This window comes from Novosphingobium sp. SG919 (assembly GCF_012932495.1).
Classification (GTDB): Bacteria; Pseudomonadota; Alphaproteobacteria; order Sphingomonadales; family Sphingomonadaceae; genus Novosphingobium; species Novosphingobium rhizosphaerae.
Window position 1 is genome coordinate 372603 of sequence record NZ_JABCNG010000003.1, and the last position, 23726, is coordinate 396328.

Below are 23726 nucleotides of genomic sequence, written 5' to 3' on the forward strand. Positions count from 1 at the left end.
TAAGCGGCGCGGCATGAGCGAGAACTCTACCATATTCGCCCTCAGTTCCGGGGCACCGCCGGCTGGCATCGCCGTGGTGCGGGTCAGCGGGCCACAGGCTGGTGCTGCACTCGTGGCACTTTCGGGCAAGCTGCCCAGCCCACGCCGGGCAACCTTTCGCCGGCTGGTCGATCCCATCGACGGCAGCCTGCTCGATGCGACCATGGTGCTCTGGCTGCCTGGCCCACAGACGGCAACCGGGGAAGACAGTGCCGAGCTTCACCTCCACGGCGGGCGGGCTGTGGTTGGTGCCGTGCTTGCAGCGCTGGGCCGCCTGCCGGGGTTGCGTGGTGCGCAGGCGGGAGAGTTCACCCGGCGCGCGTTTCTCAACGGGCGGATCGACCTGAACGAGGCCGAGGGCCTGGCCGACCTGCTCAGTGCCGAAACCGAATTGCAGCGACGCAGCGCTTTGGCCATGGCCGATGGCGCGCTGTCGCGTCGGGTGGAGGATTGGCGCCAGGGCGTGCTCACGCTGTCGGCCCAGCTTGAAGCGCTGCTCGACTTTTCTGACGAGGATGACGTGGGGGAAGGGGGCGCGCTACTGCCGGCGGGCTTCGGCGATCGCACCGCCGACCTCGCCACCCGTATCGCAGCCTGGCTTGATCGGCCGCGCGCCGAACCGCTGCGCGAAGGCTTTCGCGTGGTGCTGGCCGGGCCGCCCAATGCTGGCAAGTCCACCTTGTTCAACGCGCTGGTGGAATCCGAAGCGGCGATCACCGCCGCCGAGCCCGGCACCACGCGCGACGTGTTGACCCGCAGCGTCGCCATCGATGGTGTGCCGTTTACGTTTGCCGACACCGCCGGCCTGCGTGAGGAAGGCGCGGGTGAGATCGAACGGATCGGCATCGCGCGTGCCCGTGCGGAAGCGGCGAAGGCCGACCTTATCCTGTGGCTCGGTCCCGAGGGGGAAGGGCCGCAGGGCCTGGCATTGTGGGAACTGGCCGCCCGCGCCGACGATCCTGCCGCCTCCGCCAAGGCCAGCCCCCGCCATCGCCTGTCCGCCCATACCGGCGAAGGCGTCGACGCGCTGCGCCGCGATCTGGTCGCCCACGCGCGTGCGAGCCTGCCCGCGCCGGGGGAAGCAGCGTTGAATGCGCGCCAGCACGATCTTCTTGTGCAAGTTCATGCGGCGCTCACCGCCGCGCGGGATGAACACGATCCTCTCCTGGCGGCAGAACAACTGCGCCTGGCCCGCCGCGCGCTCGATGCGCTCACCGGGCGGGCCGGGACCGAGGACATGCTCGATGCGCTGTTCGGTCGGTTCTGCATCGGCAAGTGAGGCGGTGGCGCAGGGGCTTCGACAAGCTCAGCCCGAACGGGGTTCGGGGAAATTCTACCCTTTCCCTCCGTTCGCCCGGAGCCTGTCGAAAGGGCACCAGACCGAGCCCGACATTGTTCCACGTGAAACACAAGTTTGACCCCAGCCACGCAGAGCGTTAGGGCAGGGGCATGCATTCCTTCGATATCATCGTGGTCGGCGGCGGTCATGCCGGCGTCGAGGCGGCTTGCGTGGCTGCCCGGATGGGCGCGCGCACCGCGTTGGTGAGCTTCGATCCTGACAAGATCGGGGCGATGAGCTGCAATCCGGCGATCGGCGGGCTGGGCAAGGGACACCTGGTGCGCGAAGTTGACGCCTTCGATGGCGTCATCGCGCGGGCGGCCGATGCCGGGGCGATTCACTATCGCATGCTCAATCGATCGAAGGGCAGCGCCGTGCAGGGGCCGCGCGTACAGGCGGACCGCAAGCGATTCAAGGCCGCGGTCCAGGCCGTGGTCAACAACCAGCAAGGCCTTACCGTCGTGGCGGGAGAGGCCGCGGCGCTCCGCCTGGTTGGCGGTAACGTAACGGGCGTTACGTTATCAAATGGGTCCATTTTGGATGGATCGGCCGTCGTGCTGTGCACGGGCACGTTCCTGGGCGCCCGTCTGTTTCGCGGCGAGGAACGGATGGAGGGGGGGCGCATCGGCGAAGACGCTGCCCATCGGCTGGCCGCACAATTGCGTGATGCCGCCTTGCCGATGGCGCGGCTCAAGACCGGAACGCCACCCCGCCTCGACGGCCGAACGATCGATTGGTCGCGGCTGGAGGAACAGCACAGTGACGCCGATCCCTGGACGATGTCGCCGCTCAGCACAACGCGCCCGCTGCCGCAGATTTTTTGCGGTATCAGCCGCACCAATGCCGGCACGCATGATATCATTCGCGGCGGGCTGGATCGTTCGCCTTTGTTCACCGGCGCGATCGGTGCACGCGGCCCGCGCTATTGCCCGTCGATCGAGGACAAGATCCACCGCTTCGCCGACCGCGACAGCCACCAGGTATTTCTGGAACCGGAGGGGCTGGATGACCATCTCGTCTATCCCAATGGGCTGTCCACTTCGCTGCCGGCCGATGTGCAACTGGCGATGATGCGTTCGATGGAGGGGTTGGAGCAGGTGGAGATCGTCGTGCCCGGCTATGCCGTGGAGTACGATCACATCGATCCGCGCGCCTTGCGGCCCAGCCTGGAGGTGCGTGCGATGCCCGGCCTCTATTGCGCCGGGCAGATCAACGGCACCACCGGTTACGAGGAAGCGGCCGCGCAAGGGCTGGTGGCCGGGATGCATGCGGCGGCGGCGGTGCTGGGCACGGCGCCTGCGCAGCTTGATCGCGGGTCCAGCTATATGGCGGTGATGATCGATGACCTGACGCTGCATGGCGTCAGCGAGCCCTATCGCATGCTCACCGCGCGGGCCGAATATCGCCTGCGCCTGCGCGCCAACAATGCCACTACCCGTTTGACGCCATTGGCGCTGGCGGCGGGCTGTGTTGGACCGGAGCGCCGCGCCTGGTTCGAGCGGCGTCTTGACGCGCGCGGGCAACTGGAAGCGGCGCTGGCGCAGGAGACCACGCCCAGCGAAATGGCAAGGGCTGGTCTGGCCGTGCGTGCCGATGGTGCGCGGCGCAGCCTGATGGAATGGCTGCGCTTCCCCGAAGTCAACCTGGCGGATCTGACGCCATGGCTGGGTGACGCCATGCCCGCCGATGCCTTGCTGGTGGAAGAGGTCGAGGAAGACGCCGCCTATGCCCCCTATCTGGCGCGACAGGAGGCCGAGCTGCGTGACTTGCGCGCCAACGAGAACGTGCCGCTGGGGGAGGGCTTTCCCTATGCCCAAGTGCCGGGGCTTTCCGCCGAGATGGTCGAGCGGCTGAGCGCGGCCCAGCCCGAGACGCTCGCGGCAGCCGGGCGGCTGGCCGGGATTACCCCGGCGGCGCTTGCCAGCCTGCTGGTTCACGCGCGCCGTCGCATGGTGGCGGCATGACCGTCTCGATCACGAGCGAGGCCGAGGCGCAGGATTGGCTGCGCCAGACGCTGGGCGCCGATGACGCCACCATGGCGCGCCTGGCGCGGCTGGTCGATCTGCTGGTGGAAGAGAACGAGCGCCAGAACCTGATCGCACGGGGCACGATCCCGATGGTGTGGCAGCGCCACATTGTCGACAGCGCGCAGCTGCTCGCTGTTCCACGTGAAACATTGCCCGCTGGTTCTTGGTTGGATCTGGGCACGGGTGCCGGCTTTCCCGGGCTGGTGATCGCTGCGCTGCAGCCCGAACGTCCGGTCACGCTGGTCGATTCGCGCCGGCTGCGCACTGAGTGGCTGTCGCGCGCGGTGCAAGCCTTGGGGCTGAATCGGGTGCAGGTCGTGCTGGCGCGGGTGGAAGACTTGCCCGATCAAGCCCATGCGGTGCTTTCCGCGCGCGCATTTGCGCCGCTTGACAAGTTGCTGACGATTTCCGCGCGTTTTTCCACACCGGAAACGGTTTGGTTGCTGCCAAAAGGGGCGAAGGCCGCGCAAGAATTGGCTATACTGCCCCAAACCTGGCGCCATGTGTTTCACGTGGAACAATCGCTGACCGATCCCGCCGCCGGTGTGATCGCCGGCCGCTTGCTGGGTGGCCATCCCCCGAAGCCTGCCCATGCGGGTGGTGCTTCCCAACGAGGCTCCCGTCGATGATCACGATCGCCATTGCGAATCAGAAGGGCGGGGTGGGCAAGACCACCACTGCTATCAATATCGCCACGGCCCTGGCTGCTACGGGCTGGAAAGTGCTGCTGGTCGATCTCGATCCCCAGGGCAACGCATCCACCGGCATCGGCCTCAACGCCGCGGATCGGGAGCGGTCTTCCTATGACATGCTGATCGACGGCGCAGGGGTGGCCGAGTGCGCCGTGCCCACGCGTATTCCCGGGCTGGATATCATTCCTGCCACGGTGGATCTGTCGGGCGCGGAAGTGGAACTGGTCAGCGTGGACGATCGCACCGGCCGCCTGCGCGCCGCGCTTTACCGCGATACCCAGCACGAAATCTGCCTGATCGATTGCCCGCCCAGCCTTGGCTTGCTGACGCTCAACGCCATGGCTGCGGCCGATAGCCTGCTGGTTCCGCTGCAGTGCGAATTCTTCGCGCTGGAAGGGCTTAGCCAGCTTTTGCAGACTGTGGAGCGCGTGCAGGAACGCTTCAATCCCGATCTGGGCATCCTGGGCATCGTGCTCACCATGTACGACCGGCGCAACCGCCTGACCGACCAGGTGGCCGATGATGTACGATCGTGCCTGCGTGATCTGGTGTTCGAATCGGTGATCCCCCGCAACGTGCGCCTGTCCGAGGCGCCCAGCCATGGGCTGCCGGCGTTGATCTATGACCATGCCTGCTCGGGGTCGCAGGCTTACATGAAACTGGCGCGCGAGCTGATCGGGCGCCTGCCGGAACGGAGGAAGGCGGCATGAGCGGCGAAGAGGGCGTCAAGGCACCGGTAAAGCGCGCCGCACTTGGCCGGGGGCTGGGCGCCTTGCTGGGCGAGACCCGGCGCGAGGAGTCGCTTGTCCGTCCGACGGCACCGGCCAGCAACGGGGCAGGGGCTTCCGCTGCGGCACCGGCTCGTGCCACCACGGGCGTGGCGCTGCTGTCCGTTGCGGAAATCGAGCCGCACCCCGATCAGCCGCGCCGCCATTTCGACGAGGAAGCGCTGGACGAACTGGCGCAATCCATTGCCGCGCGCGGGGTGATCCAGCCGGTGATCGTCCGCCCGATTGCCGGGGGGCGCTATCAACTGGTGGCCGGCGAACGCCGCTGGCGCGCTGCGCAGCGTGCCCGCGTGCACGAAATTCCCGCGATTGTGCGCCAGCTGGACGAGCGAGAAGTGACCGCGCTGGCCCTCATCGAAAACCTCCAGCGCGAAGACCTCAATCCGGTGGAAGAGGCCCGCGCCTATCAGCGCCTGTCCGACAACGACGGGCTGACCCAGCAGGAAATCGCCCGCTTCGTCGACAAGTCGCGCAGCCATGTGGCCAACCTCATGCGCCTGTTGTCGCTGCCCGAAGAAGTGCTCGACATGGTGCAGCGCGATGACCTGTCGATGGGCCATGCGCGTGCGCTGGCCGTGCTGCCCGATCCGCTGCCGCTGGCGCAGGAAATCGTGGCGAAGGGCCTTTCGGTGCGCGATGCCGAACGCATGGCCAAGCGCGCGACAAAGCCCGAGGCAGGCCCCCGCCGCGCCCGCGCCGAACGCGATCCTTCCGACAGCGCCGATATCGCTGCGGTCCAGGCCCATGTGGAGGAATTCCTGGGCCTGAAAGTGACGATCAACGCCGATACCGATCCGCGCACGGGCAGCGTGGTGATCCGTTACAAGACGCTCGACCAGCTTGACCTGATCTGCCAGCGGCTGACCGGCGGGGCGATCTGATCCTGCGGTGATCGTTGTGGTCATGCGGAATTTTGCAACGCTGCGTCGATTTCATTGTGTTTGATTGCACAGGATGAAACCTTCAGGTTCGTATGGTGAACTGCCATCGAACCGGAAGGCCATCCTGCATGGGGCTGCTGCGGCCATTGATCGGGCGGCGTGGTGCTGCCCTTCTGCTGGGCTTGTGCCTGGCTCTGGCGGGGAATGCGGGGGCGGCACAAACGCCATCGTTCGCGTCCCCCGAAAAGATCATCATGGATGCCGATTTCGGCATCGACGATGCCATGGCGCTGATCCTGCTGGCACGGCGGCCGGATGTGCAGTTGCTGGGCGTCACCACCGTCTTCGGCAATGCGCAGATTGCCGATACCACGCGCAATGCGTTGTTCCTGAAAGACTATCTGGGCTTTTCCGCGCCGATCGCGCGCGGCGCCGCCAAGCCGCTGATCGGCCCCACGCCACCGCCGCCAGCCTGGATTCACGGCGCCAACGGCCTGGGCAACTATGCCATGCCCGCGCCCCATGCGGCGCTCGATCCACGCAGCGCGCCGCAACTGATCATCGATGTGGTGCGGTCCCACCCCGGCGAAGTGACGATCCTGGCGGTGGGCCGCCTTACCAACTTGGCCGCGGCACTGGCCATGGCGCCGGATCTGCTGCGCCTGGCCAAGCGCGTGGTGATCATGGGCGGCGCCTTTGGCTATAATTACCAGGGCGCGCGGCAGGGCGCCAATCCGTTCACGGTGGCAGAGGCCAATATCGGCGGCGATCCCGAAGCGGCCGATGCAGTGATCAACGCGGGCTGGCCGGTCACGCTGGTGCCGCTCGACGTCACGATCCGCACCGTGATGGACCGCGCTTACCTTGACGCGCTATCGGGCCAGGATGGCGCGCTGATCCGCGCGATCACCCGGCAAACCTATCTCAGCCCCCAGGGCACCATGCCCGTGCACGATTCCAGCGCGGTGTTCTATGCCTTGCGCCCGGCGGCCTATGTCACGGTGGAAGGCGTGGTGCGGGTGGAGCCGAGCGGCGGGCCAGGCGCGGGTGTGACGCTGATGGAACCGCCCGGCAGCACCGATGCCGGCTTTGCCGGGCATGGCGCGATCAAGGTGGCCACGGGCGTGGACGTACCCGCCGTGCTGGCCTTCTATGCCCAAACCTTGCGCGAAGGCGGGCACTGAGAGATCAGATGGCGTCGGCCAGGATCGCTGCCAGCGTCTCGATCCCGCGCGCGTCCGCCTCGTCGAAGCGGGCGATGGTCGGGCTGTCGAGATCGATCACCCCGATCACCGCGCCATCGCGCTTGATCGGCACCACCAGTTCCGAGGCGCTGGCCGCGTCGCAGGCGATGTGGCCGGGAAACGCGTGCACATCGGCCACCAGCTGCGTTTCGCCGGTTGCGGCGGCGGCGCCGCACACGCCCTGGCCCAGCGGAATGCGGATGCAGGCGGGCTTGCCTGCGAACGGCCCCAGCACCAGCGTATCGCCCACCAGGCGATAGAACCCGGTCCAGTTGCAATCGGGCAGCGCCAGGGCGAGCAGCGCGGCGACATTGGCCATGTTGGCCACGCCATCGCTTTCGCCATGGATCAGCCCGCGTGCGGCGGCGGCCAGATCGGCATAGAGCGTGGGCTTGTCGGCGGCATCAAAATGAAAATCGTACATGGCCTTGGTCTCTAGCCGATTTCCCGCAAGCTGTCATTGCAGCGAAGCGCTGGCCGCCCTAGTTTGCAGCCCATGAGCACCTTCAAGAAGTTCCTGATCGCCCTGGGCTTGCTGCTGATCGCGATTGCTGCGTTCCTGGTATGGGCCATCCGTGGCCCCGCCGCGCAATATACCACCGACGAAACCTCTGGCCCCCATCCCAAGATGGCGGAGCCTTCGCCGCAGATCATCCCCGGCATCGGCATTGCCAAGCCGGTGGGATGGCAGGCGGGCGAAACGCCGGTGGCGGCGCAGGGTCTGGTCGTTACGCGCTTTGCCGATGGGCTTGACCATCCGCGCACCTTGGCTGTTCTGCCCAATGGCGACGTGTTGACCGCCGAAACCAACGCGCCTGCGGGCGATCATGGCGGCGGGGGGATCACCGGCTTTGTGGCGGGCATCCTGTTCAGCCAGGCCGGCGCGGGCGAACCTTCGCCCAACAAGATCGTGCTGCTGCGCGACAACGGCACGGGCAAGGCGGCGCAGCGCGTGGTGATGGAAAACCCCGCGCTCGATTCGCCGTTCGGCATGGTCTGGCGCGAAGGGCGGCTCTATGTGGCCAACCACAATGGCGTCGTGTCGTGGCCGTTCCAGCCGGGGCAGACCAACCTGCCGAGCAAGCCGCAAAAGCTGATGGACCTGCCGCCGGCCGGCATGCACTGGGCGCGCAACCTGGCGCTCAGCCCCGATGGCCAGCGGCTCTATGTTTCCGTGGGCTCGGGCACCAATATTGCCGACAACGGCATCGATGCCGAAGCCGATCGCGCCGCGATTTTCGAATATGATTTCAGCTTGCGCCGCGTGCGCCAGTTTGCCGGCGGGATGCGCAATCCCAACGGCATGGATTTCAACCCCTACACCGGTGAACTGTGGGCCGTGGTCAACGAGCGCGACATGCTCGGCCCCGATCTGGTGCCCGACTATCTCACCAATGTGCCGCTGGGCGCGCAATATGGCTGGCCCTGGGCATACTGGAAAAAGAACATCGACTGGCGCGTGAACGAGCCGATGCCCGAATACCTGATGGAATACGTGCGCAAGCCCGAATATGGCCTGGGCGCCCACGTGGCGCCGCTGGGCCTGGCCTTTGCGCGCGGTGGCAACACCCTGGGCGAACGCTTTGCCGGTGGTGCCTTCATCGCCCGCCACGGTTCGTGGAATCGTCGTCCGCTGGCCGGCTATGACGTGGTCTTCGTGCGGTTTGACAACCACGGCAACGTGCTGCCCGCGCCGCCCGCGCCGGTGCTCACCGGCTTCCTCAACAAGGATGGCAAGGCCCATGGCCGGCCCACCTGGGTGGCCTTTGCCAAGGATGGCGCGCTCCTGGTCAGCGACGACGTTGGCGGCGTGATCTGGCGCGTGACGGCGCCGGGCGCCAAGCCTGCACCGGCGATCACCCAGATCGCCGACCGCGTGCTGCCGCCCAAGCCGCCGATGGGCAAGATCCGCATCCAGGAAAACCCGGATTCGGTGCTGAACAAGCCGCAGCCGTAAAGACTCCCCTCCCGCAAGCGGAAGGGGGCACAAAAAAAATGGGGCGTTGCCGCACTGGCACCGCCCCATTTTCGTGTCCGAAAACCGCAATCAGTGGCGGAAGTGGCGCATGCCGGTGAACACCATGGCCAGGCCAGCTTCGTCGGCAGCCTTGATCACGTCTTCGTCGCGGATCGAACCGCCGGGCTGGATCACCATCGTCGCGCCGGCTTCCACCGCGGCCAGCAGGCCATCGGCAAAGGGGAAGAACGCGTCGGAAGCGACGGCAGAGCCGACCGTGCGCGCTTCGCTCCAGCCGTGGGTCTGCGCGGCTTCCTGGGCCTTGGCGGCGGCGATGCGGCTGCTGTCGCGCCGGTTCATCTGGCCTGCACCGATGCCGGCCGTCACGCCATCCTTGGCATAGACGATCGCGTTGGATTTGACGTGCTTCGCCACGGTCCAGGCAAACAGTGCGTCCTTCAGTTCCTGTGGCGTGGGTTCACGCTGCGTGACGACCTTGAGATCGTCGGCCGTGATGCGGCCGTTGTCGCGGTCCTGCACCAAGAGGCCGCCGGCGATCGGCACGGTGACAAGGCCAGCGCGGTGCGCTTGCGGAAGTTCGTTCACCAGCAGCAGGCGCAGGTTCTTCTTGCGGGCAAAGGCATCGCGGGCGGCCTGGTCGGCGCCAGGGGCCACGACCACTTCGGTGAAGATCTCGCAGATCGCATTGGCGGTGGGGCCATCGAGCGGCTGGTTGACCGCCACGATACCGCCAAAGGCCGAAACGCTGTCACAGGCCAAGGCAGCATGCCAGGCATCGAGCAGGGTATCGGCGCTGGCCACGCCGCACGGATTGGCGTGCTTGACGATCACCACGGTCGGCTTGTCAGCAGCGAACTCGGCAATGAGCTCCTGCGCGGCATTGGCGTCGTTATAATTATTATACGACAGTTCCTTGCCCTGGATCTGCTCGGCCTGGGGCAGGCCAACCACAGCCGGGCGGCGCGGCACATAGAGCGCGGCGGACTGGTGCGGGTTTTCGCCATAGCGCAGCGTGGTCACCAGGCTGTGCGCGGCGGCCAGCGTCTGGGGGAAATGCTGCTGCTGGTCCACAGTGGCAAACCAGGTGGCAATGGCCGAATCATAGGCGGCCGTGGTGGCATAGGCCTTGGCCGCCATGGCGCGACGGAAGGGCAGGGTGGTCTTCCCACCGGTCTGCTCCAGTTCCGCAATCACCGTGGCATAGTCGGCCGGATCGGTCAGGATCGTGACGTAATCGTGGTTCTTGGCCGCCGAACGCACCATCGACGGGCCGCCGATGTCGATGTTCTCGATCACTTCCTCGCGCTCGGCGCCCTTGGCCACGGTTGCTTCGAAGGGATAGAGGTTGACCACGACCAGGTCGATCGCGCCGATGGCGTGTTCGGCCATGGAGGCGGCATGCTCGGCGTTGTCGCGCACGGCCAGCAGGCCGCCGTGGACCTTGGGGTGCAGCGTCTTGACGCGGCCATCCATCATTTCGGGAAAGCCGGTCAGTTCGGAAATGTCCTTCACCGCCAGGCCGGCCTCGCGCAGGGCCTTGGCCGTGCCGCCGGTGGAAACCAGTTCCACGTTGCGCGCGGCCAGCGCCTGGCCCAGCTCAACAAGGCCGGTCTTGTCGGACACCGAAAGCAGCGCCCGCCGGATCGTCACATCGCTCACGTTGAAAATTCCTATCTCATCTTCTTGAGCAGCCAGGAGAAACTTTCTCCGCTGCGCGGGATCTTGGCCGTGATGACAAGCTGGCGCGTGCCCAGCGGACGGCCCAGCCCATCGGCCCAGAGCGATTCCTCGATCGTCACCGGCTCCCGCCCCGAACGGAACTGCCACAGGCCGCCGTCGGGCAGCGCGAGGGTGACGCCAAGGCCGTCCTGGCCCTGCGCCAGCTCGATATGCGGGCCAAGGTGGAAGCGCAAGGCCACGCCGATCATGCCGCGCTTGCCTTTCTTGCCCTGGGGCACGAGCAGGTCTTCGCCGCGCAGCTCGGTGCCATCGTCGCGCAGGATCAGGATGCGCTGGTGGAGCAGGCCATAGCGGCTGACATAGCCGTTGTGGCTCGCCTCGATCCGCGTGGCGGACTGGCCGGCCGGGCCAGGGCCGGTCGCGGCATAGCTGCCATCGGCCTGAAGCGTGCGGCGGTCCACTTCCACTTCGGAAACGCCGCTGCCCAGCTTGCCGTTGATCAAGACGGCGGTGGAATTGAAATCGTCGATCGTCAGCGTGGAATGGGCTGCCGTGGCGCGCAGGCCCTGGGCCAGGCGCAGCGGGATGAGCCCACCGGCAAAGGCCGCGCCTCCGCAATTGACGATCAGGCGTTCGGCGCCGTGGCTGAATTCGAACGCCAGGGTAGAGGCGCAGCCATCGCGCGCGTGGCGGGCGATCGGCGGCGGCGCGGCATCGAGCAGCAGGACAGACTTGGCTGCCGTGATGCGCTGGTAGCCCCATTGCCGCGCATCGCGCAAAGGCCGGGTGCGCACGCCGCTGGCCTTGACCAGCGTGGCGATCTGCTCGGCCGGCACGGCCCCAGCACCCTGCCAGCTTCCCAGCGCACCATCGCCATGCAGCAGCGCCAGCAGCGGCGGCACCAGCAACGACAGGATCGTTTCGATCTGCTGGGGCGGATCGCGGCGCACGGCGGCGTAGCAGGCCTTGAGCCGCACCAGGATAGTGATCGCCTCGATCTGGCCCAGCGGACTGCGCGACAAGACGCCGCCATCGTCGCCCACCATGTCGCCCAGCGCTCGGATCAGCCCGGCTTCGCCGAACAGGCGGCGGGGGCCGCCATCGGCCATCAGCAGCCCGGCCGCAGTGATCGCCGCCCAGCCGGCCACTTCGCCCAGCTTGTCATCTGCCCGCGTCACGTGGCGATCGAGCCAGCGCGCGGTTTCGGCCATGGCATGCAGCACGCGGCTGCGAAACTTCTTGTCGTTGCCCGAAAGCAGCAGCGGCGCGTGGATCAGCCAGGTGAGCAGGCGATGGCCGGTGTGGCCCACGTCCCAGGCGGGGCTGGCGTTGGGCTGGGGATTGGCGTTGAGCCACATGCCCAGCACGCGTTCGGCCACGGGCGTGCATTGCGCGCGCGGCCCGCTCGCTTCGAGATCGGGCAGCCAGGCAAAGCCATGGACCATGCGTTCGAACGGCGGGGGCAGGCGCGGGCCGGTGAACTCGGTGTCGGCAATCGCCTGCTTCATGCCGTGCACCAGGAAATGCCCGGCGCGCAGGGCCTTGCCCGCTGTCACGTCACCGGGCAGCGGGTTGCTGACCGTGGCGGTGAGGCGCGGGCGTGCCCGCTTGCGAAACGGCTGGAGCGCGCCGGCCGGCAGGCCCAGGCGATAGGCAAAGCGCATGAAGCGTTCGCCCGCGCTTACCGCCGGGGGCGAGAAATCGGCCAGGGCCAGGGCGCGGCCGGGCTCCACCACTTCGGGGCGCGGCGGCGTGTCTTCATCGGTGGGCATCGGGCGCGGCAGCGGGGGCAACGAAGGCGATGGCGCCGCGGGTGCTTCACGCCGCAGCGGCTCGCGGTCCAGCCCCAGGGGCAGGGCGGGGCTGTCCTCGTCTGCGGAACGGGCCTGGTCGGCAGAACGGGCTTCGTCCGCAGAACGGGCTGGGGCCTTGGCAGCCTGGCCGCGTGCGATGGAGAAGCCGGGTTCGCCCACGGGGTCAGTCGATCCTTTTGAGCGCCGCGATATTGGCGGCATAGTGATCGGGGCCGCCCTTGAACGTGGCGGTTCCGGCCACCAGCGCATCGGCCCCGGCGGCCACGCACTGGCGGGCGGTGGTCGTATCCACGCCGCCATCCACTTCCAGGTGGATGGGCCGGCCGGTCTTGTCGATCATCTTGCGCACCGCCTCGATCTTGCGAAGCTGGCTGGCAATGAAGCTCTGCCCACCAAATCCGGGGTTCACGCTCATCACCAGGACCAGGTCGATATCGTCGATCAGGTAATCGAGCATCTTGGCGGGCGTGGCCGGATTGAGCGCAATGCCCGCCTTCTTGCCCAGGGCCTTGATCGCCTGGACCGTGCGGTGGATGTGTGGGCCGGCTTCGGGATGGACGGTGATGATGTCGGCACCGGCGTTGGCGAATGCCTCAAGGTAGAGGTCCACCGGGCTGATCATCAGGTGCACATCAAACGGCTTGGCGGTGTGCGGGCGCAGCGCCTTCACCACGGCAGGGCCGATGGTGATGTTGGGCACGAAATGGCCGTCCATCACGTCCACATGGATCCAGTCGGCACCGGCGGCATCGATCGCGCGCACTTCCTCGCCCAGCCGGGAAAAATCGGCGGAAAGGATCGAGGGGGAAATCAACGGCACTGGCATCGACATCAGATCCGATCACAACACATTAGGCAGCGCCCCGATGGGGCAGGTGGATGACCCCGGCGGGGAAGAGATAGCCCGGCCCGGCGAATTCGCCAAGCGGGCGCCTGATGGCGCTTAACCGCGCCGAATCGGCGCCACAAGCAAAGTTTGCCGTTTGTGGCGCAGGCTTTGTCCGGTTTCGGGGCTGATTGGTGCCAACTGGCTCCGTTTGCGTGGCAAATCGGCTTGGCAACAAGGCCACGCCCGCGCTGCAAATGCATGGCCATGCGCGTGGGTGTGCCGCAGCCTCTTGCCATCGGCGGCCGGGCTTGCCATCGACAAGGATGTGAAAAGGCTGAACTCCACCCTGCAACGGTTCGCTGCCACCCTGGCGCTGGTCCTGGCGCCGGCACCCGCGCTGGCGGCCAGTCACGATGTGCGCCTGCCCCCGCTTGGTTGTGTCGGCCCGCCCAGCGACACCTGGCTCAATGTCACGATCGACAAGGTGCGCTCCGATCGCGGGGTGATCGCCTTGACGGTCTATCCCGATGACCAGCGCAAGTTCCTGATCGACGGCGGCTCGCTCTATGTCGGCCGCGTGCCGGCGCGCGCGGAAAAGACGCGCATGTGCCTGTTCCTGCCCCAGCCGGGCATCTATGCCCTGGCCGTCTATCACGACGAGGACAATTCCGGCGCGCTCAACCGCATCGGGCCGATGGGCCTGCCGGCAGAGGGTTTCGGCTTTTCGGGCAATCCGGGTTCGATCGAAAGCCTGCTGGAGTTTCGTTCGGTGCGGCTGGCCGTGCCACGCACCAACCTGTCCACCCGCATCCGCCTGCGCTATCCCTGACGTTGCCCCGATAAGGGGCTGACTTTGTTGGACGGCTGGCTATCCTGCCGGGCATGACCAAGCCTGCCGTCCTGGCCGCCGCGCCGTTCCCGCCCTTTACCATGGAACCCCTGGAACAGGCCTTTGCCGTTCACCGCCTGTGGGAGGGGCTGGACCAAAGCGCGGCCGGATCGATCCGCGCGCTGGCCACCAACACCCTGTTCGGGCGCCTTGGGGCCGAGGTGATGGATCGCCTGCCCGCGCTTGAGATCATCGCCAATTTCGGCGTGGGCTATGACAACATCGATATCGATGCTGCCGTGGCGCGCGGCGTGGTGGTGACCAACACCGGCGGCGTGCTGGACGAGGAAGTCGCCGATCTCACGGTGGGCCTGCTCCTGGCCACGATCCGCCGCTTGCCCCAGGCAGAGCGCCACTTGCGCGCCGGCCTGTGGGAAAAGGGTGCCTTTCCGCTTTCGCCCACGCTGCGCGGGCGGCGGGTGGGCATCCTGGGCCTGGGCGCGATCGGCAAGGCCGTGGCGCGGCGGCTGGAAGGCTTTGGCGTCGATATCGCCTATCATGGCCGCAGCCGGCAGGAGGGGGTGGCCTATCCCTGGTATCCCACGCCCGTGGCTCTGGCACAGGCGGTGGACGTGCTCGTGGTGGTGGTGCCCGGTGGGCCGGCCACGGTGGGGCTGGTCGATGCGCAAGTGCTGGCCGCTCTGGGCCCGCAAGGCGTGCTGATCAACGTGTCGCGCGGCACCGTGGTGGACGAAACCGCGCTGATCGCCGCGCTTCAGGACGGGACGATCCTGGCTGCCGGGCTCGACGTCTTTGCCCGCGAACCGCATGTGCCCGCAGCCCTGCTGGCGCAGGACAACGCGGTGCTGCTGCCGCACGTCGGCTCGGGCTCCGTCGCCACGCGCACGGCCATGGGGCAGTTGATGATCGACAATCTGGCGGCCTGGTTCGACACCGGCCGCGCGCTCACCCCGGTGCCGGAAACGCGGCATTTGCAGGGCTGATCGGTTTGTTGCGGAACGCGTGTGTTCGATAACGGTTCATCGCAAGGCACTGTCCGGCGCGTCGAACGCTTGCAATAGTGCCGCGGATTTGCAACTTGCGCGGTTCACTCACGAAGATAGGGATGCCTGTCCACAATGAATTCGACCCAGGCGGCGCGTGCCCCTTTGCATCAGCGGGTTCGGCGCAAGGCGGAACGGATGTTCGGTCCGGCGGGCATTTTCTTCAAGGGCTTTCTCAAGCACCCGGTGATGGTCGGCGCGATCGTGCCGTCCTCGCGCCGCACGATCGCGCGCGTGCTGTCCAAGGTGGATTGGGAACGCTGCGACCTGTTCGTGGAATATGGCCCGGGCGTGGGCACGTTCTGCCAGCCGGTACTCGATCGCCTGCGCCGCGATGCGCGGCTGATCGTGATCGACACCAATCCCGATTTCATCAACTACCTGGCCCGCACCATCGGTGACAGCCGCTTCATCGCGGTGCACGGATCGGCGGCCGACGTGGAAAGCATCGTGCGCCAGCACGGCTTCGACCATGCCGACTACGTGCTGTCGGGCCTGCCGTTCACCACGCTGCCCGAAGGCGTAGGGCCGGCGATCATGGCAGCCACGAAAGCCGTGCTGCGCCCCGGTGGCGCGTTCCTGGTCTATCAGTACACCGCGCGGGCGCGGGCGCTGATGAGCCGCTATTTCCGCCGCATCGACAAGGATTTCGAGCCGATCAACGTGCCGCCCTGCGTCATTTCCTGCGGCTGGAAAGACTGAGCGCCAGCGCCCGTTCGGTAATGGAACGGGCGCGTTTCGTTTTTTAGAGACTGTTTGGAAATCCGGCTTTGCCGGATATGCGGCACCGGCCCTCTCCCCCACCCGACCTCCCATAGGGTACTATCGTCGGGAGGTGGGGTGGGGAGAGGGCCGGTGCCGCAACGAAAATGCGCCTTGGCGCATTTTCAAAACGGACTCTTACAGCTGCTCGAACGGACGAGGCAGGTCCTTGGTCAGCTGGCCGTGGACGGCCGCCAGCATCGCCACGAAATAGGTGTAGCCCACCGAATAGAGCAGTGCGGAAACCGCTTCGTTGACGAGGCGGGCGGTTTCGCTGTCGGCGCCCAGCAGTTGCGCGGTGATCAGGCCGACCAGCATCATAACGACGCTCATCGCCACCAGGAACACCACCAGGGCGAGGCCGAGGAAGGCCAGGATGCGTGCCGTGTTGCCGCGCGTGAGCGCAAGGCTGGCGCGGATGGCCATGACGGGATTGTGGGTGCGCCCAACGCCCAGCACCGGGCCGACCATGATCGTGCGCAGCATGGGATAGACCACCGCGGCGATCCCGGCGCCGGCCGCCACGGCCGCTGGCACGCGCAGCGCCATGAGGACGCCGCTGACCACGGTCATCAGCAGCACGGCGAACAGGCCGACCAGCACCTGGGCCAGGAAATAGGCCGGCACGCGCGCGGCGCAATTGCGCAGCGCCTGGCCCACGGTGGGGCGGGTGCGATCGAGAATGCCCACCAGCATGGTGATGAACCCGGTGATCTGCAGCAGGGTCAGCGGCAGCAGGTAAGGCAGGTTGCGGGTGTAATAGTCCTGCATCACCTGGGCGAGTTGCTGTTGCGTCATTTCCGGCGTGACGGCCGGCGGCGCCACGAACACGGCCCAGGCCAGCATCGGCAGCAGGAAGAACACGCCCGCGATCGCCAGCAGCACATCGGCATTGGCCGAAACGATGCGGGTGGCGCCCTGCCAGGCGGCCATGCTGTCCAACGGGGCGATCAACGGTTTGCTCACGGGAATTCCTCAGGCCTTGCTTTGCCCATGCCCTAGCAAAGCCTGCGCGCCTGCGCACGTGTCTTACAGCCTTGTGCCCCCTTGCTTTAGGCGCCTGTCGGGGCCAAGTCGGAGCGCATCATGCCTATGCCCGATATCGTGCCCGATCCGATCGAGATCGTTCGTGAAGCCGCCCCGGTGCCCTATCGGCCCGCGCTCGAGGCCATGGCCGCGCGCAATGCCGCGATTGCCGATGGCACGGCGGGCGACATGCTGTGGCTGCTCGAACACCCCCCGGTCTATACCGCCGGCACCAGCGCGGATCGCGCCGAACTGCTCGATCCGCGTTTCGAAGTGGTCGAGGCCGGGCGCGGCGGGCGCTATACCTATCATGGGCCGGGCCAGCGCATCGGCTATGTCCTGCTCGACTTGCGCAAGCGCGCGCGCGACGTGCGCGGGTTCGTCCATGCCGTGGAAGGCTGGGTGATCGATACCCTGGGCGATTTCGGCGTCACCGCCTGGCGCGCGGAAGGGCGCATCGGCATCTGGTGCGCCGGGGCCGATGGGCGCGAAGCCAAGATCGGCGCGATCGGCGTGCGCATCCGCCGCTGGGTGACGATGCATGGGTTTTCGGTGAATCTGTCGCCCGATCTTTCGCACTTTGGCGGCATCGTGCCGTGCGGGATCGAGGAATTCGGCGTCACCAGCCTGAAAGACCTGGGCCGCGAAGTGAGCAGCGCGCAGTGGGACGAGGCGCTGCTGGCGCGGCTGCCGACGTTCCTGGCCAAGCTCGACCTGGCCTGCCCGCCCGTGGTGGAGACGAAGTCATGAAGATCGGGGCCATGAAGATCGTGCCTGCTCTTGCCCTGCTGCTTGCATTGGGCGCCTGCCAGAAAGGCGCCGAGCCGGAGAAGGGCGCGGCCAAGGCGGCTGGCGGCGAAGTGCTGCCGGGCAGCGTCAGCGACGCGATGATCGACCTGGATGGTGCCACCGGCACGCCGCCCTTGCAGCCGCCGCCCAAGGCCAAGGCCAGCGCCGCCACGCCGGAAGCCGCCGCGAGCGAGGACGCGACGGCACCGGCTGCGGACACGCCGGCTGCGCCTGTCGCCGCCCCGGCAGCGCAGTAAGCCAAGGCGGGATTTTCCCCTCCACCACCGCTTCGCAGCGGTCCCCTCCCCATTTGCATGGGGAGGATCGGGAAGATCCTCCCCGCTTGGCGGGGAGGTGGCAGCCCGCAGGGCTGACGGAGGGGCGGGAGTTTGTCAGACGGTTTCTTCGGCCAGGGTGGGATAGTCCGCATAGCCTTCGGGCACCGGGAAGTACCACGATTCGGGCACGTTCTTGTTGGGTGCCAGGGGGGCGTCCTTGGCGATGCGTTCGACCAGGTCGGGGTTGGAAATGAACGGGCGGCCAAAGCTGATCGCGTCGGCCCGGCCGGATGCGACATCGGCGGCGGCGCTTTCGGGCGTGTAATCGCTGTTTAGCACCAGCGGGCCGGTGAAGTGCTGGCGGAACAGGCCGTCCTGCTGCGGCACGTCGGTGGCGCCGAAGGTGCCATCGGGGCCAGGCTGGCGCAGTTCGATGAACGCGGGCTTGAGCTTTTCCAGTTCCTGCGCCGCGAGGGTGAACACGGCGGCCGGGTTGCTGTCATCCACCCCTTGCGAATCGCCGTTGGGCGAAAGGCGCACGGCGACGCGATCGGCGCCCCACACCGCGATCAGCCGCTCCATCACTTCGCGCAGCAGGCGCACGCGGTTTTCGGGGCTGCCGCCATATTCGTCGGTGCGGAAATTGGACGAATCGCGCAGGAACTGGTCGATCAGGTAGCCATTGGCGCCATGCAGCTGCACACCGTCGAAACCGGCTTTCTTCGCGTTTTCGGCGGCACGGGCATAGTCATCGAGCAGGCGCGGAATCTCGTCGAGGCGCAGCGGGCGTGCTTCCACCGCGTCCTTGCGGCCTTCGAAGGTGTGGACGTGGCCGGGCACGCGCGTGGCGGAGGCCGAAACCGGCGGCTGGCCATCGTTGAAATCGGGATGGACGACGCGGCCCATGTGCCAGAGCTGCGCGACGATGCGGCCGCCGGCCTCGTGCACGGCGTCGGTCACCGGCTTCCAGCCTTCCACCTGGGCATCGGTCCACAGGCCAGGTGCGTAGGGCCAGCCCAGCCCTTCCTGGCTGATCCCGGTGGCTTCGGAAATGAGCAGGCCGGCGCTGGCGCGCTGGCGATAGTACGTGGCCATGATCGGCGTGGGCACTGCATCGCGGCCCGCACGGCCGCGGGTGAGCGGCGCCATGAGAATGCGATTGGGCGCGGAAATGGCGCCCAGCGCGATCGGCTGAAAAAGCGCTTCGTGATTGGGCTGGCTGGAAGACTGGGTCATGCACGCCTCTTGCTGGAAGGAAATTGAGTTGTTCTTTGCAACGTAGTTTGCCCATGACTGTGCCAGGGCGCAAGGGGGCACGGCGGACAGGGCTTCCAGATTTTGCTTGGAACGCGCAAAGAAAAAGCCCGGGTGGCCGATTGGCTCCCGGGCTTTTGGGACAGGTGAATTATAGAAAGATCAGGGGCGCCCCAGATCGCCCTGGCCCACCGTGGCGCTGGCCATAGCCAGCATGGCATCCAGGCTTTTCTTGGCCTCCAGCCGCAGGCCTTCCTCGATCTCGATCCGCGGGCTCAGGTCACGCAAGGCAAGATAGAGCTTTTCCAGCGTGTTGAGCGCCATGTAGGGGCAGATATTGCAGTTGCAGTTGCCGTCGGCACCCGGCGCACCGATGAAGGTCTTGCCCGGCATCGCCAGTTCCATCTGGTGGATGATGTGCGGCTCCGTCGCCACGATCAGGGTGTCACCCTCCATCGCCTTGGCATAATTGAGAATGCCGCTGGTGGAGCCGACATAGTCGGCATGATCGACGATGTGCGCAGGGCATTCGGGGTGGGCGGCGATCGGCGCATCGGGGTGCTGTGCCTTGAGCTTGAGCAGCTCGGTTTCGCTGAAGGCTTCGTGCACGATGCACACGCCCGGCCACAGCAGCATGTCGCGCCCGAACTTGCGGTTGAGATAGCCGCCGAGGTGCCGGTCGGGCCCGAAGATGATCTTCTGTTCGGGCGGAATCTTGGCGAGGATCGTCTCGGCGCTCGACGACGTCACGATCACGTCCGACAGGGCTTTCACCTCGGTCGAGCAATTGATGTAGGTAAGCGCGATGTGATCGGGATGCTGCGCACGGAACGCGGCAAACTTGTCGGGCGGGCAGGAATCCTCAAGGCTGCACCCAGCGTCGAGGTCAGGCAGCACCACGATCTTTTCGGGGCTGAGGATCTTGGCGGTTTCGGCCATGAACTTCACGCCGCAAAAGGCGATCACTTCGGCATCGGTGGCCGCGGCCTTGCGCGAAAGCTCCAGCGAATCGCCGACGAAATCGGCCAGGTCCTGGATTTCGGGGCGCTGGTAATAGTGCGCCAGGATCACGGCCTTGCGCTCGATGCGCAGGCGGTCGATTTCGGCGCGCAGATCAAGGCCGGACAAGTTGGTGGGCTGGGCCGTCATGGGTCGCTCCTGCTGCCGGGCCAACACGGCATGCCCGGCTTCCTTGGTGGGCGACTTAGGGGCGCAAAGGCCCGATGCCAAGCGGGGATTGGGAAATGCCCCCCAGTCAGGCCTGCGGCCTGCCACCGCCCCATCGCGGATGGGGAGGATCTTATTGTGATCCTCCCTGCCGGAGGCGGGGAGGGGGACCGCCGCGCAGCGGTGGTGGAGGGGCCTTTTCAGCGGGCCGTGTCAGCGCCCGGTGTCACCGTCGATCGTCACGTTGACGGTCACTTTGCCATAGCCGGCCACCTGCAGCGGAATTGCCAGGTTCTGGCGCACGGCGTCCTTGGCGGCATTGCGCGCCAGGCCCATCAGCACGGGATTGGCGGCTTGCTGGGTGGCCAGCTGTTCGGCCAGGCGGGTGTTGTCACGCGTCAGCTTGTCCTGCGCGGCGCGGCTGATCCACACGCCTTCGCGCAAATATTGCGCGCGGGCTTCATCCAGGTTGGGGCGGCTCAGGCGCAAGGGCGGCAGGCGCACCGACAGCGTCTGGCTGGCAGCGTCCCACGCCATGCGGTCGGTGTTCATCTGCGAAAGATCGACCGTGTAATCGACGCGGGCAGGGATCACCGCCACTTGCTTGGACTGCACCAGACCGAAAAGGCGGCTGTCGTCGCTGGACACCACCGGGGCCATTTCGGCGCTGAACACAGTCAGGCTGTTTTGGCGTTCGAATGCCACGAGGCTGGTGGCAAGCGGGCTGCCGATGTCCTGCGGTTTCCACAAGAGCCATGCAAACAGGCCGGCCAGGGCCAGCGCGGCCACGAACAAAAGCCAGGGCAGGGCGCTGCGCCGGGCAGGCGAAGCGGGGCGTGTCGCAGCGGGCGGCGAGGTCAGCTTGGTATCGTCCATTGTTCCCCCGAACGAACGACCCGGCCCTGGCGTTCCAGATCGAGCAGATGCGCCAGCACAGAGCGGCCGGCCGCGCCGGTCAGGCGCGGGTCCAACCCCTTGTACATCTGCGCCACCATGGCCGGAATATCGTGCGTCCCGCTTTCCAGCACGCGCAGGATCTGCCGCTCGCGCTGGCGGCGATGGCCCAGCATCCCGCGCACGAACTGGTGGGGATTGGGAATCGGATCGCCATGGGCGGGATAATAGATGCGGTCCTGCGGCCGGTCGTAGAGCTTCTGCAACGACGCCATGTAGGCGGCCATGTCGCCATCGGGTGGCGAGACCACGCTGGTGGACCAGCCCATCACGTGATCGCCGGTGAACAGAGCGCCGCTTTGCTTGAGCGACAGGCACAAGTGGTTGCTGGTGTGGCCCGGCGTGGCCACCGCCTGCAGCGTCCAGCCATCGCCGTGCAGTTCCTCGCCATCGGCCAGGATGCGGGCCGGGGCGTAATCCGGGTCGAACGCGGCATCGGCGCGCGGGCCATTGTCTTCGAGTGCCAGCGGGGCACAGCCGATGATCGGTGCGCCGGTCAGTGCAGCCAGGGGGCGCGACGCGGGGCTGTGGTCACGGTGGGTGTGGGTGCACACGATCGCGGCAACGCGGGCGGTACCCACCGCCGCCAGGATCGCGGCGACATGGCCTTCGCCGTTGGTATCGGCATGCCCGGCCACCCCGGTGCCATCGGGGCCCGGATCGATCACCGCCACGTCCTGCCCGGCGCCGACGAGGTAGGTCTGCGTGCCGGTAAAGGTATAGGGCGACGGGTTTGGCGCCAGCACGCGCCGCACCAGCGGCTCCAGCTGCTGGGCCGCACCCGTGTTCCACGTGGAACGATCCGGAAGGGAAGAACTGGCCATGGCCATGCTATGGGGACGCATGCCCCCAGGCGCAAGCCGTCAGCCCGCTTCGGCCAAGGCCAGGCCCAGCCTTTCGCGCAGGCGGGCCAGCGCCAGGGGCAGGGGTTCGGGCGATGCTGCAAGCCCGGCCGGTTCCTGCCAGGCCTGCTCAAGCCGGTGGATGCGTTGATAGAGCCGCTCGCTTTCGCGCACCACATCCTGGGCGGCGCCCGGCAGGTGCGCCACGCTGGCCGGGTCGCTGGCGGGGAAATGCGCGATCAGGCGGCCATGGCGGCGCAGTTGCAACGCGGTCAGTTCGCCCGCGAACCAGGCGCGATGGTTGAGCAGCCAGGCCAGGCAATGCATGATCCGGGTGGTGGTGCGCAGCGCTTCGCAACTGGCCTGCACCCGCATCAGGTCTTCGCTGCCGGGATGGCTGCCGCCATCGTTGGCGGGTTGCAGGCGCAGCAGTTGGAATTCCGCGCGCGCGCGATCGGCCAGGGCCAGGGCCTGCTCGTAAAGCGCCTCGACGATGCGCGGATTGGCACTGGGGGTAAGCGGCATGGTGGCGATCTGGAAGAGAGGCGTTCGTAGAAAACGCAATGTGTCTATCCGCCGCATAAGACCGATCGCCCGGCGCACTCAATGCCCCGGCCGGCCCGGTGCCCAACCGCTTTGCCGCTGTCTCGATACGGAACGCTTTGCCGCCGCCGTGCGCGCCCGGCACGCGACCAATCAAGCGTTTGATTTCACGCAATAATATCGGGTATGAGATAGTCTTCCAGCATGGAAATCTGATCGCGCAGCAGCAATTTGCGCTTTTTCAACCGGGCCACCTGCAACTGGTCTACCGCGCCGTTGAGCGTGAGCGCATCGATCGCCACGTCAAGATCGCGATGCTCGAGGCGCAGGGCCTCCAGTCGCTTGCGCATTTCCTCTTCGGTCACACCCACCACTCCCGAACCCAATTGCAACGCGCACCCACGCCCAAGCTGCAACATCCCTCCCAACCGTCGGCCTGCCACTGCCGGCCTTGGGCGTGAAAATCCCATTGGGCGTGCATGGTGCACATTTCGTCACCGCCGCCTACACATGAACGCGATGCCGGTGCGACCCGGCGTGCTTCCCCTTGCAAGATACGGCGAATGTGGGACCATGACAACGCACCGACTGTTGACGACTCGCAGAACAGAAGCATCGGAGCCGAAGACATCGGGCCGACCGCGTGGGAATGTCTCCCGCACGGGTTTTGACCGGGTGGCGGCCTATCCCGGCCCGCGCCCTTCAGGAGGTCAACGCATGGAAACGACGCACATCACCGCCTTGCAGACAAAGCACGCCGGCCTGGAACGCCGGATTTCCGAGGAAATGGCTCGGCCAGCCCCCGATGTGGCCCTGCTCATGCAGCTCAAGCGGCGCAAGTTGCGCATCAAGGAAGAACTGGCGCTGCTTCACTGATCCCACCGCGCCAGAACCATCCAGAACCAAG

General features: G+C 66.8%; 24 protein-coding genes. 13 read left to right on the plus strand and 11 right to left on the minus strand.

Annotated elements, in window-relative coordinates:
- Positions 1-13: 13 nt before the first annotated feature.
- The 6 genes from mnmE to FHT19_RS14740 all read left to right on the plus strand — a co-directional run bounded on the left by mnmE (position 14) and on the right by FHT19_RS14740 (position 6950).
- Positions 14-1318, plus strand: coding sequence for a tRNA uridine-5-carboxymethylaminomethyl(34) synthesis GTPase MnmE (gene mnmE, locus FHT19_RS14715; RefSeq protein ID WP_169475710.1), 1305 nt, complete (start codon positions 14-16; stop codon positions 1316-1318).
- Positions 1319-1488: 170 nt separating this feature from the next.
- Positions 1489-3342 carry a tRNA uridine-5-carboxymethylaminomethyl(34) synthesis enzyme MnmG gene (gene mnmG / locus FHT19_RS14720; RefSeq protein WP_169475711.1) on the plus strand — a complete coding sequence of 618 codons (1854 nt, stop codon included), beginning with the start codon at positions 1489-1491 and terminating at the stop codon, positions 3340-3342.
- Positions 3339-4034, plus strand: a complete 696-nt coding sequence (gene rsmG, locus FHT19_RS14725; RefSeq protein WP_248290482.1) for a 16S rRNA (guanine(527)-N(7))-methyltransferase RsmG — start codon at positions 3339-3341, stop codon at positions 4032-4034. Before mnmG ends, rsmG begins: the two co-directional genes overlap by 4 nt.
- On the plus strand, positions 4031-4807 hold the full coding sequence (locus tag FHT19_RS14730; protein WP_168555720.1) for an AAA family ATPase: 777 nt from the start codon (positions 4031-4033) through the stop codon (positions 4805-4807). Before rsmG ends, FHT19_RS14730 begins: the two co-directional genes overlap by 4 nt.
- Positions 4804-5766 (plus strand): ParB/RepB/Spo0J family partition protein, encoded by a 963-nt coding sequence (locus tag FHT19_RS14735; RefSeq protein WP_169475713.1) that lies wholly within the window; start codon positions 4804-4806, stop codon positions 5764-5766. Before FHT19_RS14730 ends, FHT19_RS14735 begins: the two co-directional genes overlap by 4 nt.
- Before the next feature lie 128 nt (positions 5767-5894).
- Positions 5895-6950 carry a nucleoside hydrolase gene (locus FHT19_RS14740; RefSeq protein ID WP_211184931.1) on the plus strand — a complete coding sequence of 352 codons (1056 nt, stop codon included), beginning with the start codon at positions 5895-5897 and terminating at the stop codon, positions 6948-6950.
- 4 nt (positions 6951-6954) lie between these two features.
- Here FHT19_RS14740 and FHT19_RS14745 read toward each other — a convergent pair whose 3' ends face one another.
- The gene (locus FHT19_RS14745; protein WP_168555717.1) at positions 6955-7434 is read right to left on the minus strand and encodes a GAF domain-containing protein; all 480 of its coding nucleotides are present in this window, start codon (positions 7432-7434) and stop codon (positions 6955-6957) included.
- A gap of 72 nt (positions 7435-7506) precedes the next feature.
- Here FHT19_RS14745 and FHT19_RS14750 point away from each other — a divergent pair, with 72 nt between their 5' ends.
- Positions 7507-8967 (plus strand): PQQ-dependent sugar dehydrogenase, encoded by a 1461-nt coding sequence (locus FHT19_RS14750; protein ID WP_169475714.1) that lies wholly within the window; start codon positions 7507-7509, stop codon positions 8965-8967.
- Between the two features lie 90 nt (positions 8968-9057).
- Here FHT19_RS14750 and purH read toward each other — a convergent pair whose 3' ends face one another.
- The 3 genes from purH to rpe are packed head-to-tail and all read right to left on the minus strand — an operon-like array spanning position 9058 to position 13308.
- Entirely contained in the window at positions 9058-10647 is a 1590-nt protein-coding gene (gene purH / locus FHT19_RS14755) for a bifunctional phosphoribosylaminoimidazolecarboxamide formyltransferase/IMP cyclohydrolase (RefSeq protein ID WP_169475715.1), read from the minus strand.
- A gap of 11 nt (positions 10648-10658) precedes the next feature.
- Entirely contained in the window at positions 10659-12641 is a 1983-nt protein-coding gene (locus tag FHT19_RS14760; protein WP_248290483.1) for a heparinase II/III family protein, read from the minus strand.
- A gap of 4 nt (positions 12642-12645) precedes the next feature.
- Complete coding sequence (rpe, locus tag FHT19_RS14765; protein ID WP_169475717.1) at positions 12646-13308, minus strand: ribulose-phosphate 3-epimerase; 663 nt, start codon at positions 13306-13308, stop codon at positions 12646-12648.
- A 328-nt stretch (positions 13309-13636) separates the two neighbouring features.
- Here rpe and FHT19_RS14770 point away from each other — a divergent pair, with 328 nt between their 5' ends.
- The 3 genes from FHT19_RS14770 to FHT19_RS14780 all read left to right on the plus strand — a co-directional run bounded on the left by FHT19_RS14770 (position 13637) and on the right by FHT19_RS14780 (position 15906).
- On the plus strand, positions 13637-14140 hold the full coding sequence (locus tag FHT19_RS14770; protein WP_248290484.1) for a DUF2141 domain-containing protein: 504 nt from the start codon (positions 13637-13639) through the stop codon (positions 14138-14140).
- Positions 14141-14193: 53 nt separating this feature from the next.
- Positions 14194-15144 (plus strand): 2-hydroxyacid dehydrogenase, encoded by a 951-nt coding sequence (locus tag FHT19_RS14775; RefSeq protein ID WP_169475718.1) that lies wholly within the window; start codon positions 14194-14196, stop codon positions 15142-15144.
- A 135-nt stretch (positions 15145-15279) separates the two neighbouring features.
- Entirely contained in the window at positions 15280-15906 is a 627-nt protein-coding gene (locus FHT19_RS14780) for a methyltransferase domain-containing protein (protein WP_168555711.1), read from the plus strand.
- A 198-nt stretch (positions 15907-16104) separates the two neighbouring features.
- On the opposite strand, the gene FHT19_RS14785 is transcribed toward FHT19_RS14780, so the two are convergent.
- Positions 16105-16932 (minus strand): hypothetical protein, encoded by an 828-nt coding sequence (locus FHT19_RS14785; RefSeq protein ID WP_168555710.1) that lies wholly within the window; start codon positions 16930-16932, stop codon positions 16105-16107.
- Positions 16933-17052: 120 nt separating this feature from the next.
- Between FHT19_RS14785 and lipB the strand changes: the two genes are divergently transcribed.
- Together lipB and FHT19_RS14795 are read left to right on the plus strand one after the other, a co-directional pair.
- Positions 17053-17742 carry a lipoyl(octanoyl) transferase LipB gene (gene lipB / locus FHT19_RS14790; RefSeq protein ID WP_169475719.1) on the plus strand — a complete coding sequence of 230 codons (690 nt, stop codon included), beginning with the start codon at positions 17053-17055 and terminating at the stop codon, positions 17740-17742.
- Positions 17739-18038: a hypothetical protein gene (locus FHT19_RS14795; RefSeq protein WP_169475720.1), complete on the plus strand. Its 300-nt coding sequence runs from the start codon at positions 17739-17741 to the stop codon at positions 18036-18038. Before lipB ends, FHT19_RS14795 begins: the two co-directional genes overlap by 4 nt.
- A gap of 135 nt (positions 18039-18173) precedes the next feature.
- Here FHT19_RS14795 and FHT19_RS14800 read toward each other — a convergent pair whose 3' ends face one another.
- From FHT19_RS14800 to FHT19_RS14825, 6 genes are all read right to left on the minus strand, one after another.
- Positions 18174-19295 (minus strand): alkene reductase, encoded by a 1122-nt coding sequence (locus FHT19_RS14800; protein WP_169475721.1) that lies wholly within the window; start codon positions 19293-19295, stop codon positions 18174-18176.
- A 180-nt stretch (positions 19296-19475) separates the two neighbouring features.
- Complete coding sequence (nadA, locus tag FHT19_RS14805) at positions 19476-20462, minus strand: quinolinate synthase NadA (RefSeq protein WP_169475722.1); 987 nt, start codon at positions 20460-20462, stop codon at positions 19476-19478.
- A 231-nt stretch (positions 20463-20693) separates the two neighbouring features.
- Positions 20694-21356 carry a DUF4230 domain-containing protein gene (locus FHT19_RS14810; protein WP_168555705.1) on the minus strand — a complete coding sequence of 221 codons (663 nt, stop codon included), beginning with the start codon at positions 21354-21356 and terminating at the stop codon, positions 20694-20696.
- Entirely contained in the window at positions 21338-22258 is a 921-nt protein-coding gene (locus FHT19_RS14815) for an MBL fold metallo-hydrolase (RefSeq protein ID WP_211184932.1), read from the minus strand. The genes FHT19_RS14810 and FHT19_RS14815 overlap by 19 nt, the downstream gene beginning before the upstream one ends.
- 39 nt (positions 22259-22297) lie before the next feature.
- Complete coding sequence (locus FHT19_RS14820; protein ID WP_211184933.1) at positions 22298-22801, minus strand: DUF1465 family protein; 504 nt, start codon at positions 22799-22801, stop codon at positions 22298-22300.
- A 185-nt stretch (positions 22802-22986) separates the two neighbouring features.
- Positions 22987-23184 (minus strand): DUF465 domain-containing protein, encoded by a 198-nt coding sequence (locus tag FHT19_RS14825; protein WP_168556075.1) that lies wholly within the window; start codon positions 23182-23184, stop codon positions 22987-22989.
- A gap of 352 nt (positions 23185-23536) precedes the next feature.
- Between FHT19_RS14825 and FHT19_RS14830 the strand changes: the two genes are divergently transcribed.
- Entirely contained in the window at positions 23537-23695 is a 159-nt protein-coding gene (locus FHT19_RS14830) for a DUF465 domain-containing protein (RefSeq protein ID WP_168555703.1), read from the plus strand.
- The last annotated feature ends 31 nt before the right edge of the window (positions 23696-23726 follow it).